The organism is Streptosporangium sp. NPDC048047 (genome assembly GCF_040653115.1).
GTDB lineage: Bacteria > Actinomycetota > Actinomycetes > Streptosporangiales > Streptosporangiaceae > Streptosporangium.
In genome coordinates, this window is the sequence record NZ_JBEZNH010000023.1 from 15773 (window position 1) to 28028 (window position 12256).

The window sequence follows — 12256 nt, forward strand, 5'->3', positions numbered from 1 at the left end:
GCCGGGGTCCTCGCGCCGGACGGGCGCGGGGCCCGTCAGGCCGGCCGTGTCACCCGGCCGCGGTGAAGTAGGCGGCCGGATCAAGGGAGTTGAGCGCGATCCAGCGCTGCGCCGTCGCTTCGGCGGGTGCTCGGCCGTCGCCCGCCGAGGCGCGGAAGAAGCCCTGCACGTCGAGGGCGATGCGGGGATCGTCGTCGATGCGCCGCGCCATGTCGTAGTAGACGGCCAGTTCGTGGGCGCACCGCGGGGCGCCGGCCGGGCAGGAGCAGTCGACGCTGTCGAGGACCGGCGCGAGCGGATGGCCCGCGTCGGCGATCGCGCGGTACAGATCGTCGGTGAGCAGGGGCTGGACGCCGCTCAGCCGACGGGAGATCCCGGCCGTCACCTCCGGGGACATCGGCGCGACCTCGATCGTGACCGTCGAGGTGCCGCGACCTCGGTGCACGACGGCGCGCACGGTCCGGCCGTCGAACGTGATCTGCACCTTCCCGTCGCGCGCCATGCGCCGCGCACTCGGCAGCCGGGGATCGGGACGGGTCTGGCGCAACGACTCGGCGAACCGGACCCAGTCCCTGCCCCACGCCGTGTAACCGTAGTCGTGGTCGGCCATGGTCAGTTGACTCGCTTCCGGCGCAGGACCTCGATGAGACGGTCGTCGTCCAGGCGGGTCAGCTCGGCGACGCTTGACATGTCGGTGATGTCCGACAGTGCGGACTTGCGGTCGTGCATGGCCGCGATGTGCTCCTCGACGGTGGTCCCGGTGGTCAGGGTGGTGACGGTGACCGTGCGGGTCTGACCGATCCGGTGGACCCGGTCGGACGCCTGGGCCTCCACGGCCGGGTTCCACCACCGGTCGAAGTGGATGACGTCGGCCGCGCGCGTGAGCGTGAGCCCGGTGCCCCCGGCCTTCAGGCTGAGGACGAGGACCTTCGGGCCGTCGCCGGACTGGAACCGGCGGACGATGCCGGCCCGCTGCTCCTGGTTCAGGCCGCCGTGGAAGAACGGCGTACTCACCCCGAACCGTTCGGCGAAGTGCCGGACCAGCAGCTCACCGGTCCGCCGGTACTGGGTGAAGACGAGGGTCGGAGCGTCGTTCTCCAGGTTGCCGGACACGATGTCGGTGCACAGGTCGAGCTTTCCCGACCTGCCCGACAGCTCACCGAGGTCGTCCGTGATCAGGCCCGGATGGTTGCAGACCTGCTTGAGCGAGGTCAGGACGGCGAGCACCCTGGTCTGCCGCTGGGCTCCACTGCCGAAGCCGTCGTCGATGACCTGCTCCAGCAGCCGGTCGTACAGCCGCTCCTGCTCCTCGGTGAGGTCGCAGATGAGATCGGCGTGGATCTTGGGCGGGAGCGACGCCGCGACCTGCGCCTTCTTCCGCATCAGCACGACCGGTTCGATGGCCCCGCGCAGCCGGGCGGAAGCGGCCGGGGAGCCGGCCGCGATCTGCCGTACGAAACGACGGCGGAACTGCGTCCGGTTCCCGAACAGGTGCGGTGCGACCAGATTGAGCAGGGTCCACAGCTCGTCGAGGTGATTCTCGACGGGCGTCCCGGTCAGGGCGATCCGCGCGTCGGCCGCGATGGTGCGCGCGGCCTTCGACACCTGCGTACGGGGGTTCTTCAGGGCCTGTGCCTCGTCGAAGACCGCGGTGCTCCACCGGATCCCCGCCAGGGCCGGGCCGTGCGTGCGCAGCGTGGGATAGCCGGTGAGCACCACCGTGCCGCCGTCCACCGGGGACAGCGGCCCGCCGCGCCAGATCACGGTCCGCAGGCCGGGTGCGAACCGTGCGATCTCGTGTGCCCAGTTCCCCACCAACGACGTGGGACAGACCACCAGCTGCGGCCCCTTCCCGGCGCGTCCGGCGACACAGCCGATGGTCTGCAGGGTCTTGCCGAGTCCCATCTCGTCGGCCAGCACCGCGCCGCCGTGCGTGTCGACGGTCTCGCGCAGCCAGCCCACCCCGCGCACCTGATACGGGCGCAGCTCGGCGGTGAGCGCCGTGCGCATCTCGGCCCCCACCGCGGTGGTGCGGCGGAAGACGCCGCTCGCGTGTTCCGCCGTCGTGACGGCGACACCCGTGGCGTCGGGGACCGCGTGCGCGGCGATCGGCAGAGCCGGCTCGCCGCCCGCGCTCCACGACCGCCAGACGTCCACCGACCGGCCGGGCGAGTCGAGGGGTACGGCCACGAGCCGGTCCGGCTCGATCAGCGCGCAGTCGACGTCGGACACCTTGAGCCCGCCGAGGTCCGGCGTCGGGACGACCAGGGGGACGGTCTGGACGTCACCGACCGGCGGGGGCGCCCCCACGGCGCCGTCGGCCCAGGTCCACAGGGCGAACATGTGCCGGTCGGGCAGGTATGTGGCCTGACCGCCCGGCCGCGTCTCGAGGAGTTCCTTCCTGGTTCCCATGGCGTCAGCGGGCACCCGCGCCGGCGCCCTCGCGGACGGTCGGACCCTCCGCACCGGCCCGGGGGGTCCCCAGGACGGTGTCCTCCAGCCGGGCCGGCAGCGAACACGCCATGAGAACGGCAGGAACCGGCTGCTGCCCGGACTTCGGCGACGTGGATTCAGTCATGAATACCTTCGGATGCGATCTGGAAAAGCAACAAGCGGACCATAGGCAACCACCGGGCGTGTGTCAATTCCTGGGCGGCCGACAAAGGGCGGCGATTTTTCGGCGTCCCCGAGGGCATGCCGCCAAGGGTTCTGTCAATTCTTGAAGACGCGAGCGGACCGGCGGTTCGGCGCGCTTCCACGGGCATACCGCCAAGCATCCTGTCAATCTCTGATCCCGCTGTTCGACCTGGCGCGGACTCCGCTCCCCGCCCGGTACGGACGGTCCTGCCGGCCCTGTAGGACGGCCATTCTTCCCGGCGCATTCTTAGAATGGTGGAATCTGAATCCGGCCGGGCCGGTGGAGTGGAAATAATCGGAGCATTCACGGGGGGGCGGCGGATTGCCCTGAATGGCTATTTGCGAAGCGATAGCGGCAGTCATTGACCGGGTATTCTCTCGGTTCTCTCATTGAGGCGATCCCACCCGCCTCGAACACGGCCGTCTTGCATGGAAGCCGCTGAGACCACCTCGCCGGATCTCCGTTCTCCATTTCCGGGCGACTCTTCCATGCGGATCGGGAGGGCAGCCGCACCAGCGAGAACCAAGATGGCCGGATCTTCAGTGAAGATCCGGCCGGACCTCGGTCAGTCGATGCCTTCGACGATGCGGAAGTCGCGCTCGACACCGTCGGGGAGGGCGGCCAGCGCCTTCTGGTACGCCTCGCTCTCGTATGCCGCGACGGCCTGTTCAAAGCTGTCGAACTCAATCAGAACGACGCGTTGCGTGATTCCGGCCTCGTGGGCGACGACTCGACCGTCACGGGACAGGACGCGCCCGCCTCCGGCCTGGACAGCCGGCCGGGCCAGCCTGCCGTAGGCAGTCAGCCTCTCAGGGTCGGAAATGGCGGGGTAGACACTGACCCAGTAGCCCTTGGCCATGGAAACCTCCTGTGTTCGGCCGGACACGTCCGACTTCGAATCGACACTCGGATCGATCGATCCCGGCGACGGGTACTGCGGTCGGTTGAATCGTCATATGCGCAGGTTAGGGCTTGATGTGCGGCCGAGGGAAAGATCGGTACGGGATAGACTCAGAACGGATCCTTATCAATCGGCAGGGAGGGCACGTGGCGCCGGATACGGTGAGCCTGCGGTACTTCCTGGTGCTGGCGCAGGAGTTGAACTTCACCCGCGCGGCCGCACGGATCGGTATCGCACAGCCCGCACTCAGCGCCCGGATGCGCCGATTGGAGGCGGAACTCGGTACGGTCCTGCTGGTCCGCAACACGCGTAGCGTCGTATTGACCACGGCCGGTACGGCTCTGGCGGAGTCCGCGCCGCCCGCGCTGGCGGCGCTGGACCGGGCATGGGACACCGCCCGGAACGCGGCGGCCGGTGAACTGGGCACGCTGCGCATCGGATACAGCCTCAGCACCGGAGCCGAGACGACACCGGCCCTGGTGGACAGGCTGATTCGCGGCAACAGCGGACTCGAGGTCGGCGCGGTCCCGATGGCGACACCGGAGATCTCCCCCGCGGTCGCCGACGGCCGCATCGACGCCGGGATCACCCGCGGTGAACAGCCGGGCCGTGGCGTGCGCCGGTTCCTGCTGCGGCGTGCGCGCATCGGGGTCCAGCTGGCGCAGCACCATCCGCTGGCCGGACACCCGGAGATCGAGATCGCCGACGCGGCCGCGTATCCGTTGCGACTCCCGGACCGTGCGGCCAACCCCGTGATCCACGATCAGCTGTCCGCACTGTTCCGAGACACCCGGCCACACCCCCGATTCCACACCGCCGCGGTCTCTTTCGACATGTCTCAGCGCGACCTGCGCGACGGGGTCACCCTCGCCCCGGCCGGAGAAGCCGCGGCCACGGCACAACCGGCCGGTCTCATCTGGCGACCGCTGCGGGGCGCGCCCAGCCTGACGATCCACCTGGTCCTCCCACGCGAGCAGTCGCCACTACACCGGCGCATCCGTGCCGTCGCCAAAACCCTGGCGCACGAGCTGCACTGGCTGCCGGACTGACGCACAAGAGGTCAAGCGAGACGGACGCCTGCGGGGTCGAGGCCGAAGACCTCGCGCCCGGCGGACTTCGCGGTGATGACGACGACGGCGGTCTCGCTGAATGTCCGACAGGACCTCGCTACGCCGGCGGATCAGCATCCGATGATGACCCCGGGTCCGGTCCGAGTCGTACACCGCGGCGACGTCCTCGCCCAGCCCGAGATCTCAGCGGATACCGCGCCTTCGCCGACGCCGGACCGGACAAGCATGGATAGCCGGCGGGAACGCCCGCCGACTTGAGGAAACCCACCCGGGCCGAGGGCGAGGCGCTCTATGGCGAACCCCAGACCGCCGCCTCATGATCAAGAACTGCAACTACACAGAGTTACTTTGGGACTGGTCACACGGACCCGGGCGAAAGGCCGCCCTGAGGGTGAGTTCCTGTCGCCACCCCGGCCTCTCGACCCGGTCACGGTGTGATCTGAAACACATCCGGCTCGTGTCGAAGCACGCGGGCGGGCTCCGAGGTATCGGCGAGCAGTCACCGAGACCACAAGGAGAATGAGATGTCCGAGACGACGGATACCTGCCTGCCGAGCGCCGATCTGAAGGCCCTGGACCGCCTGACCGGCACCTGGGCGGTCACCGGCGGCGCAGAGGGAACCGTGCGGTACGAGTGGATGCCCGGCGGCTTCTTCCTGCTCCAGCACGTCGAGCTCACCCAGTTCGGCCAGCCCGTCACCGGCCTGGAGGTGATCGGCAACCTGCGTCCGTTCGGTGAACCGGCCGGCGCCGACGTGGTGTCACGCTTCTACGACTCGACCGGCAACACGCTCGACTACGTGTACGAGCTGACCGGCGACAAGCTGATCATCTGGGGCGGCGCCAAGGGCGGCCCCGCCTACTACGAGGGCACGTTCAGCGCCGACGGCACCACCGTCGCCGGCGCCTGGGTCTACCCCGGAGGCGGCGGCTATGAGTCCACCATGACCCGGACCTGACCTCGGCTCATCCCGCCTGCCGGGGTCCTCGGCGGGCGGGGCGGGCGGGTTCTCCGGCCCCGGCCGGGAGCCGCGCGATCACACGCTGGGCCCGCCATCGGGGATGACCCGATGGCGGGCTCAGCGTGTGGTGATCATCGCACCGGTTCCAGGACGGGAGGCGGTCCGCCGGGGCGACGGCCCCGGGCGGCGCCGAGCCCGCTGGGTTCCGTACGGATCGCGTGCGGCGGCCGCATCCCGGCTAGTCCCCGGCCATCACGGTGAAGGCGAACCCGGAGCTCGTCGAACGGCCCAGTGGAATGTCGCACTTGATCCGGCGCAGCACCTCGTTCCTGCTGAGGCCGAGCCCCCGCGCGATGAGCCGATCCACGCGCACCGGCACCGGATCGGCGAAGACGACCTCCACCCGGGCCGGCCACGCCTCGTCGGGGCATGGCGGAGGGGCGTCCAGCCGCCAGGCGCCTCTCCAGTCCAGAGCGAAGCGGTTGCGCCGGGCGAGCAGCGGATCCAGCAGTGTGGACGCCACCAGTTCCGGATCGTTGGCGTGGTAGCCGTCGAGCTCGGCCGGATCGAAGGATCTGACCGGCGCCCGCTCGTGCACGGTGAGCTTGCTCGTCCGGCCGCAGGACGTGCAGCGGACCAGCAGCCACACGTCCAGCAGTTTGCCGTTGGCGTTGACGCGGAACCTGCCCTCGCCCGTGGTGGCCGACTCCGAGCGGCAGTCCACGCACCGCAACGACAGCAGAGGCAGCCTGGTCCGGCGAACGACCCAGGGCAGCACGATATGAGGTTGTGAAGACATGATCTCTCTAGACCTGACACGAGGCCGATTGCGCGCGGCCTCAAACGCCGTATGACCGGGCGCACGCGGGCAGCCCGGCGGAACCGACGGCAGCGTCGGCTACAGGTGAGCGGAAGAAGGTGTCAGGTCAGAAAGCAGGCGGGGTCACGCGGTTTTGTCCTCTGTCTTCACTGTGGCGGGGCTGTCTTCACTGTGGCGGGGCCGCGAGCACCCTACGGAGGACATGGGGGAAGGCTCAAGCGGTTTTCCGGCGAGGGTCCCCGGAGCCCGGCGACCGCGCGCACGATCACCACGGGGCGGACCGGGCCGGTCGGGGCTCCGGTTGCGGGCCGGCCAGCCGGTCGCCGAGACGGCTGCGCCGGTACAGCACCCGCCGCCCGTCGCGGGCCCGGGTGACCAGGCCCGTGCCGTACAGCACGCGCAGGTGCTGGGAGACCGCGCTCGGGGTCACCCCGAGGCGGCGGGCGAGCTCGGCCGTGGGCAGCGGCTCGGCCAGGAGGGTGAGCAGCCTGGCCCGGGGCGCGCCGATGAGGGACACGAGCGCCGCCGAGCCGGCGGCCGGCGCCGGGCTCCACAGCGTCGCCGTCCCGCGGCTCGGGTAGATCAGCAGCGGCGGCTCCTCCGGCCGGAGCGGGGGAGTGGGCCGGTGGGCGAACACCGACGGCACCAGCAGCAGCCCCCGGCCGGAGGCCTCGACGCGGTGCCGGCCGACGATCCTGTCGATGTGCAGCACGCCGTCGCGCCATCGCAGGTCGGGGTGCATGTCAGCGAACAGCAGGCGGGCGCCGCCCACGGCCAGCCGCCGCGCGCGGTAGGTCATGTCGGCCTCCAGCAGCAGCCGTATCCGGGGCCACATCGGCCTGATCGCGACATCCCAGTAGCGCCGCAGGGCCTCGCAGGCGGCGTCACGGAAGGCGGCGGCGGAGTCGTCGCCGGCGACGGCGGCGCGCAGGGCCTCCGGGAGCCGCCCCGGGGCGTGGGCGGCCCGCAGGTCACGCCGGACCAGTGCGGGCGCGGTCCGGCCGACCGTGGCCAGCTCCTCCTCGAAGGCCGGGGCGAAGCCGGCGGGCCGGGGGGTGAGGAAGTCGGGGATGGCCAGGCCCGTCCCGACCAGGGAGCCCAGCAGGACGGCGTCGGGGGCGGCGAGCCGGGGGAGGGCGGAGGCGCGCCAGGCCGGATGCGGCTGCGGCAGCCGCGGATCGCGCAGCACCCGCAGGCTGACCACGGTCTCGTGCAGGGGCGAGAGCGCGAACCGGGTGTCGGCGAGATCCTCGACGCCGAGCACGAAGCTGGTCATCGCCCCGTACGCTACCCCAGGTCGCGCCGGGCCCGGGTGATGCGGCTCCGCTCCCCGGCGGAGGGGGAGGCACGAACAGCCGCCTTGCGTGTGCGCGGGTCCCGGGCCGGCGCCACCGCGCCGGACGGGACCGGACATAATCACGCGTATGGATCATGTCGCGGTGCGGAAGTTCGTGGACGGCTGGGCGGCGGCGTGGAACGCCCATGACCTGGACGCGTTGCTGGCTCATTTCGCGGAGGACGTGACGTTCCGTTCGCCGGTCGCGGCGCAGCTCCTCGGCGGCGACGGGGTCATCCGGGGCAAGGCGGCGCTGCGCGCCTACTGGGCCGAGGGGCTGAGGCGCATCCCCGACCTGCGCTTCGAGGTCGTCGGCTCCTACATCGGCGTCGACTGCCTGGTCATCAACTACCGCAACCAGAAGGGCGCCCTCGTCAACGAGGTACTGATCTTCGACGGTCCGCTGGTGACCGAAGGGTACGGGACGTATCCCGCCGGCGACGCGAACCCCGCCGGTGCGACAGCGGGCTGAACGCACCGGCGATCAGGTCCTCGAACGACCCGCGCCCATCGGCACCCGGCCCGCGCGGGCCCGGCCGTACCCGGCGCCGCGGCGCCTAGTTGGTGCAGTCCTGGTCGTTGAGGGCCAGCGCCACCTGGTAGACCTTCCCGTGGTTCAGCAGGAAGTAGTAGGTGGCCCTCCGGTTGCCGGGGACGGCGGCGACGGGGTAGTCGCCCTCCTCCCGCAGCCCGGGGTATGCCTTGCGCAGCTGCCGATGGGTGGAGCCGATCCCGATCCCCTGCGGGGTCCTGACCCCCTTCGGGGCGACGACCAACGCCACCCCCTTCCGCTTGGAGATGTACAGGCCCACGCTGTCGCGGCCCGTCGGATGGGCCTTGAGGTCCCATCCGGAGCACGGGGAGAGCCGGCCGGCACGGGTCTTCAGGACGATCTTCCCGGTGGCCTCGGCCTGCCTGGCGCTCATCCCCAGCTTCACCCCGCCGTAGCCGTACGGTCCCAGCACTCCGGGGCGGACCGCATGGGCCGGGCGGGCCGGGTGCGCGGGGGAGCCGGCGGAAGCGTTCGCGGCCGCCGCACCGGTCAGCGCCACACCGGCGGCGAGGGCGACCGCCATCGCCGGACGTGCCACCCATCGGCCAGTCGAAAGTCTCATCTTTCGTCCATCCTGTTCTCTTCGTGATCGTGTGTCCTGTCTCTTCGACTGACGAACGGCGGCGAAAGTTCATCGCCGGATCCGGCGATGCGGGCGGTTCCCGAGCGGGACACGCCGGCCGGGCAGGCGGCGCCCGATGGTACGTTCGCCTCACCGGACGGCACCGGACCCGGGAAGAGACGCCGTGGCCCGGCCTGCGAAGGAGCGTCATGATCGGCTCGTGGGGATGGGACCTGCTGCTGGGCCTCGCCGCCGCGCTGGTGCTGACGTGGGCGGCGCTTGTGGCGGTGCTGGTCGTGGTACGGCCGCGCGGCGATCTGCTGCGCGAGGCGCTGCGACTGCTGCCGGACGTACTGCGTCTGGTGCGCCGGCTGGCCGCCGACCCGGACCTGCCCCGCGGCGTGCGGATCAGGCTCGCCCTCCTCCTGGCCTATCTGGCCTTCCCTCTGGACCTGGTGCCGGACTTCATCCCGGTCCTGGGGTACGCCGACGACGCCGTCGTCGTCACCGCGACGCTGCGTTCGGTGGTGCGCCGCGCGGGACTGCCCGCGGTGCGCCGCCACTGGCCCGGCACCGAGGACGGCTTCGCCGTACTGTGCCGGCTGACGGGGATGACGTAGAGAGCGTCACGAGATCGTCGTCCGGCGCCTCCTGAGGGGCGGTGAGGTCAACGCCGGCCGAGGCCGTCGAGGACGAGGGGGAGGAAGCGCTCCGGAATCACCCCCGGATGGCAGGCGAACGCGCCGAGCAGGTCCATGAGATCGCCGACGCCGGCGTCCGGACGCATCGCACCGTCCGCCTGCGCCTGCCGTACCAACTCGTCGAGCCGCCGCACCAGTGCCTGCCTCGCCTCGGGCGCGGAGGTCCCGGCCATCGCGGCCGCGATGGCGCCGCGGCCCTTGTCCACGCTGTGAGCGACGAAGGCGCGAACAGCCGCCCACGCGTCGGGCTCGGCCGTCACGGCACGGTCCAGGGCGTCCAGGAGCTCGTGGACGTACTGCTCGGCCAGGGCGGCTAGCAGCACGTCGCGGTCGGGAAAGCGGCGGTAGAGCGTGCCGACGCCGACGCCGGCCCGGCGGGCGATCAGTTCCATCGGCGCGTCCGCGCCGCGCTCGGCCACCGCGTCGCGTGCCGCCTCCAGGATCCTGTCCCGATTGCGACGGGCATCGGCGCGCATTGAACTCCCCCTTAACCGGAAGGCCATCTTCCGCTTATTGTAAAGGCGGAAGGTGACATTCCGCTTAGGGGGTTACGATGATCGTGGTGACGGGCGCGACGGGCACGATCGGGCGCGCACTGGTCGAGGAACTCGGCGGTGCGGCCCGAGCCGTGGTACGGCGCGCGGAACAGGGCGAGGAACTGGGATGCGACTACGTGGTCGGCGACCTGGAGCGACCGGAGAGCATCCCACTCGCGCCGGGTGACAGGCTCTTTCTCAACAGCGCGCTGTGGCCCGGTTTCGTACAGGCGCACAAGGCGGTCATCGATCGCGCCGCGACCGCCGGGGTGGCGCAGGTGATGACCGTCTCCGTGCGCGGTGTGACATCGAGCGGCCTGCTCGGGTTCGGCATGCACGGGCAGGTCGATGAGCACCTCAGAGCCTCAGGGCTGCCGTGGTCGATCCTGGCGCCCGTCGGCTTCATGCAGAACCTCGCGGGCGACGTCGACGAGGAGGGGCGGATCCTCGGCTCGTACGGCAGAGGCCGCGTCGGCTACATCGACGCGCGTGACATCGCGGCGGTCGCGGCCGCGCTGCTCACCCGCCCCGTCGAAGCCGACGCCGTCTACGAGCTCACCGGGCCGACGGCGCCGACGCATGACGAGATCGCCGCCGAACTGACCCGTTCGCTCGGCCGGACCGCGCGTTACGTGGACCTGCCGGTCGAGGAGGCCGCCGTTCACCTGGAGAAGCGCGGCATGCCCGCCCAGGCCGCCCATGACCTGGCCCGCCTTATGGCGCAGATCGGAGACGGGCGCTGGGCGAGCACGACCACGACCGTGGCCGACATCCTGGGCCGCCGGCCCCGCTCGCTGCGGGAGTTCCTCGGGTAGATCGGATGGACCAGCGGCACGGCGGAGGATCCCGGTCTCCGGGACCGGGATCCGGCCGGACCCGGGCTCGGAGCACGACTCGGCCGAGGGCCGTACCGGGCCTCAACCGGCGTCGGGGGAGGTGAGGCGGGCGAGGACGACACCGCCGATGATGAGGGACAGCGCGGCCAGGCGACCGGCCGTGACGGGGTCGCGGTGGACCACGACGCCGAGGACGATCGCGCCGGCCGCGCCGATGCCGGTGAAGACGGCGTAGGCGGTGCCGACGGGCAGGGTCTCCATCGCCCGCGACAACAGGTACACCGCGACGGCGGCCAGCGCCAGGCACAGCAGCGTCGGCAGCGGCCGGGTGAAGTTCTCGGTCGGCTTGATGCTCTGCGACCAGGCGATCTCCACCAGCCCGGCCGCCACCAGCAGAATCCAGCTTATGTTCATGTTGCATCCATGGTTACGCTGCGTGTCGCGGCTCGGGGTTGTGTTGATTGCGACGCTGGCGTGTCGCGGCTCGGGGGCTGGTGACCGGTGTCTTCCCTCGTCACTCCGTCGCTTCGCTCCTGCGTTCCTCAGTCCAGATACCGGCGTCCCCTCGCGGGTCCAGATACCGGCGTCCCCTCGCGGGTCCAGTCAGCGGCGTCCCCTCGCGGGTCCGGTCAGCGGTGCTCCCTCGCGGGCCAGTTGGCGGGCCAGAGGGCGGATGGCGGCCTCGGCTGTGTCGCGGGAGGAGGCGTGCTCTTCACGTAGGTGTTCCAGTGCCGGATCGACCAGCGAGTTGGTCAGTTCGGTGCTGACGAACACCGCGTCGTCGACGCCGAAGTGCCCGGTGAAGAAGTCGCGCAGGTAGCGCTCCTGGTGGTCGTACGGCTCACGGGGCGCGCCGGGTCCGTAGGCGCCGCCGCGTGCGCAGGCCACGACGAAGCGCCGCCCGGCCAGGGACATGCGCGGAAAGGTGATCTGGTCGATCCACGCCTTGAGCGCGGCGGGGATCGAGAAGTTGTACATCGGGGTGCCGATCAGCACGACGTCGGCGGCCACCACCTCATCCAGAAGCGGCCGCACGACGGCCCAGGCGGCGGCCTGTTCGGGGGTGCGGACCGCTTCTCCGTAACGGCCGATGTCGGTGATGGCGTGGCGCAGGACGTGGTCGCACAGTTCGGTCCATGCCTGGCCGATCGGCGGTACGGGGTCGGCGGCCAGGTCGCGGTAGGTGACCTCGCCGCCCGCGGCCCGCCATTCCTCGGCGAAGGCGGCGCTCAGCACGCGGGAGAAGGACGCGCGGCGAGCGCTGGCGTCCAGGTGCAGCAGTCGGGGCATCGTGGAGTCCTCTCAGGCGGACAGAGTGTCCGGTTGGAAGGACTGTAGCAT

15 protein-coding genes are annotated in these 12256 nt (G+C 71.1%); 5 read left to right on the forward strand and 10 right to left on the reverse strand.

Annotated features, from left to right (window positions below; translation table 11 throughout):
- Positions 1 to 49 precede the first annotated feature (49 nt).
- The 4 genes from AB0D67_RS20675 to AB0D67_RS20690 all read right to left on the reverse strand — a co-directional run bounded on the left by AB0D67_RS20675 (position 50) and on the right by AB0D67_RS20690 (position 3497).
- A complete protein-coding gene (locus AB0D67_RS20675) occupies positions 50 to 610 on the reverse strand; it encodes a hypothetical protein (RefSeq protein WP_362937785.1) in 561 nt (186 codons plus the stop codon).
- Positions 611 to 612: 2 nt separating this feature from the next.
- Entirely contained in the window at positions 613 to 2412 is a 1800-nt protein-coding gene (locus AB0D67_RS20680) for a DEAD/DEAH box helicase (protein ID WP_362937788.1), read from the reverse strand.
- Positions 2413 to 2416: 4 nt separating this feature from the next.
- Complete coding sequence (locus AB0D67_RS20685; RefSeq protein ID WP_362937791.1) at positions 2417 to 2578, reverse strand: hypothetical protein; 162 nt, start codon at positions 2576 to 2578, stop codon at positions 2417 to 2419.
- Positions 2579 to 3203: 625 nt separating this feature from the next.
- Positions 3204 to 3497 carry a DUF1330 domain-containing protein gene (locus tag AB0D67_RS20690; protein WP_362937794.1) on the reverse strand — a complete coding sequence of 98 codons (294 nt, stop codon included), beginning with the start codon at positions 3495 to 3497 and terminating at the stop codon, positions 3204 to 3206.
- A gap of 188 nt (positions 3498 to 3685) precedes the next feature.
- Here AB0D67_RS20690 and AB0D67_RS20695 point away from each other — a divergent pair, with 188 nt between their 5' ends.
- Together AB0D67_RS20695 and AB0D67_RS20700 are read left to right on the forward strand one after the other, a co-directional pair.
- Positions 3686 to 4588, forward strand: coding sequence for a LysR family transcriptional regulator (locus AB0D67_RS20695; RefSeq protein ID WP_362937797.1), 903 nt, complete (start codon positions 3686 to 3688; stop codon positions 4586 to 4588).
- Between the two features lie 545 nt (positions 4589 to 5133).
- The gene (locus AB0D67_RS20700) at positions 5134 to 5568 is read left to right on the forward strand and encodes a hypothetical protein (protein ID WP_362937800.1); all 435 of its coding nucleotides are present in this window, start codon (positions 5134 to 5136) and stop codon (positions 5566 to 5568) included.
- Positions 5569 to 5809: 241 nt separating this feature from the next.
- Here the strand turns inward: AB0D67_RS20700 and AB0D67_RS20705 are convergent, their stop codons facing one another.
- Both AB0D67_RS20705 and AB0D67_RS20710 read right to left on the reverse strand, forming a co-directional pair.
- Complete coding sequence (locus AB0D67_RS20705) at positions 5810 to 6349, reverse strand: DUF1062 domain-containing protein (RefSeq protein ID WP_362937803.1); 540 nt, start codon at positions 6347 to 6349, stop codon at positions 5810 to 5812.
- A 307-nt stretch (positions 6350 to 6656) separates the two neighbouring features.
- Complete coding sequence (locus AB0D67_RS20710; RefSeq protein WP_362937806.1) at positions 6657 to 7667, reverse strand: metalloregulator ArsR/SmtB family transcription factor; 1011 nt, start codon at positions 7665 to 7667, stop codon at positions 6657 to 6659.
- Positions 7668 to 7815: 148 nt separating this feature from the next.
- Between AB0D67_RS20710 and AB0D67_RS20715 the strand changes: the two genes are divergently transcribed.
- Positions 7816 to 8199 carry a nuclear transport factor 2 family protein gene (locus AB0D67_RS20715; RefSeq protein ID WP_362937809.1) on the forward strand — a complete coding sequence of 128 codons (384 nt, stop codon included), beginning with the start codon at positions 7816 to 7818 and terminating at the stop codon, positions 8197 to 8199.
- An 85-nt stretch (positions 8200 to 8284) separates the two neighbouring features.
- Here the strand turns inward: AB0D67_RS20715 and AB0D67_RS20720 are convergent, their stop codons facing one another.
- Positions 8285 to 8842, reverse strand: a complete 558-nt coding sequence (locus AB0D67_RS20720; protein ID WP_362937812.1) for a hypothetical protein — start codon at positions 8840 to 8842, stop codon at positions 8285 to 8287.
- A gap of 209 nt (positions 8843 to 9051) precedes the next feature.
- On the opposite strand from AB0D67_RS20720, the gene AB0D67_RS20725 reads away from it, so the two are divergent.
- Complete coding sequence (locus tag AB0D67_RS20725; RefSeq protein WP_362937815.1) at positions 9052 to 9462, forward strand: DUF1232 domain-containing protein; 411 nt, start codon at positions 9052 to 9054, stop codon at positions 9460 to 9462.
- A gap of 47 nt (positions 9463 to 9509) precedes the next feature.
- Here AB0D67_RS20725 and AB0D67_RS20730 read toward each other — a convergent pair whose 3' ends face one another.
- On the reverse strand, positions 9510 to 10019 hold the full coding sequence (locus AB0D67_RS20730) for a helix-turn-helix domain-containing protein (protein WP_362937818.1): 510 nt from the start codon (positions 10017 to 10019) through the stop codon (positions 9510 to 9512).
- A gap of 77 nt (positions 10020 to 10096) precedes the next feature.
- Between AB0D67_RS20730 and AB0D67_RS20735 the strand changes: the two genes are divergently transcribed.
- The gene (locus AB0D67_RS20735; protein WP_362937821.1) at positions 10097 to 10894 is read left to right on the forward strand and encodes an NAD(P)H-binding protein; all 798 of its coding nucleotides are present in this window, start codon (positions 10097 to 10099) and stop codon (positions 10892 to 10894) included.
- 102 nt (positions 10895 to 10996) lie between these two features.
- Here AB0D67_RS20735 and AB0D67_RS20740 read toward each other — a convergent pair whose 3' ends face one another.
- Entirely contained in the window at positions 10997 to 11329 is a 333-nt protein-coding gene (locus AB0D67_RS20740) for a multidrug efflux SMR transporter (RefSeq protein WP_362937824.1), read from the reverse strand.
- Between the two features lie 189 nt (positions 11330 to 11518).
- A complete protein-coding gene (locus tag AB0D67_RS20745; RefSeq protein WP_362937827.1) occupies positions 11519 to 12205 on the reverse strand; it encodes an NAD(P)H-dependent oxidoreductase in 687 nt (228 codons plus the stop codon).
- Positions 12206 to 12256: the final 51 nt, after the last annotated feature.

Coding starts and splice junctions, on each gene's coding strand:
- AB0D67_RS20690 (WP_362937794.1), bottom strand. CDS start 3,497: ATGGCCAAGGGCTACTGGGTCAGTGTCTACCCCGCCATTTCCGACCCT.
- AB0D67_RS20700 (WP_362937800.1), top strand. CDS start 5,134: ATGTCCGAGACGACGGATACCTGCCTGCCGAGCGCCGATCTGAAGGCC.
- AB0D67_RS20745 (WP_362937827.1), bottom strand. CDS start 12,205: ATGCCCCGACTGCTGCACCTGGACGCCAGCGCTCGCCGCGCGTCCTTC.
- AB0D67_RS20725 (WP_362937815.1), top strand. CDS start 9,052: ATGATCGGCTCGTGGGGATGGGACCTGCTGCTGGGCCTCGCCGCCGCG.
- AB0D67_RS20735 (WP_362937821.1), top strand. CDS start 10,097: ATGATCGTGGTGACGGGCGCGACGGGCACGATCGGGCGCGCACTGGTC.
- AB0D67_RS20675 (WP_362937785.1), bottom strand. CDS start 610: ATGGCCGACCACGACTACGGTTACACGGCGTGGGGCAGGGACTGGGTC.
- AB0D67_RS20740 (WP_362937824.1), bottom strand. CDS start 11,329: ATGAACATAAGCTGGATTCTGCTGGTGGCGGCCGGGCTGGTGGAGATC.
- AB0D67_RS20715 (WP_362937809.1), top strand. CDS start 7,816: ATGGATCATGTCGCGGTGCGGAAGTTCGTGGACGGCTGGGCGGCGGCG.
- AB0D67_RS20730 (WP_362937818.1), bottom strand. CDS start 10,019: ATGCGCGCCGATGCCCGTCGCAATCGGGACAGGATCCTGGAGGCGGCA.
- AB0D67_RS20720 (WP_362937812.1), bottom strand. CDS start 8,842: ATGAGACTTTCGACTGGCCGATGGGTGGCACGTCCGGCGATGGCGGTC.
- AB0D67_RS20710 (WP_362937806.1), bottom strand. CDS start 7,667: ATGACCAGCTTCGTGCTCGGCGTCGAGGATCTCGCCGACACCCGGTTC.
- AB0D67_RS20685 (WP_362937791.1), bottom strand. CDS start 2,578: ATGACTGAATCCACGTCGCCGAAGTCCGGGCAGCAGCCGGTTCCTGCC.
- AB0D67_RS20680 (WP_362937788.1), bottom strand. CDS start 2,412: ATGGGAACCAGGAAGGAACTCCTCGAGACGCGGCCGGGCGGTCAGGCC.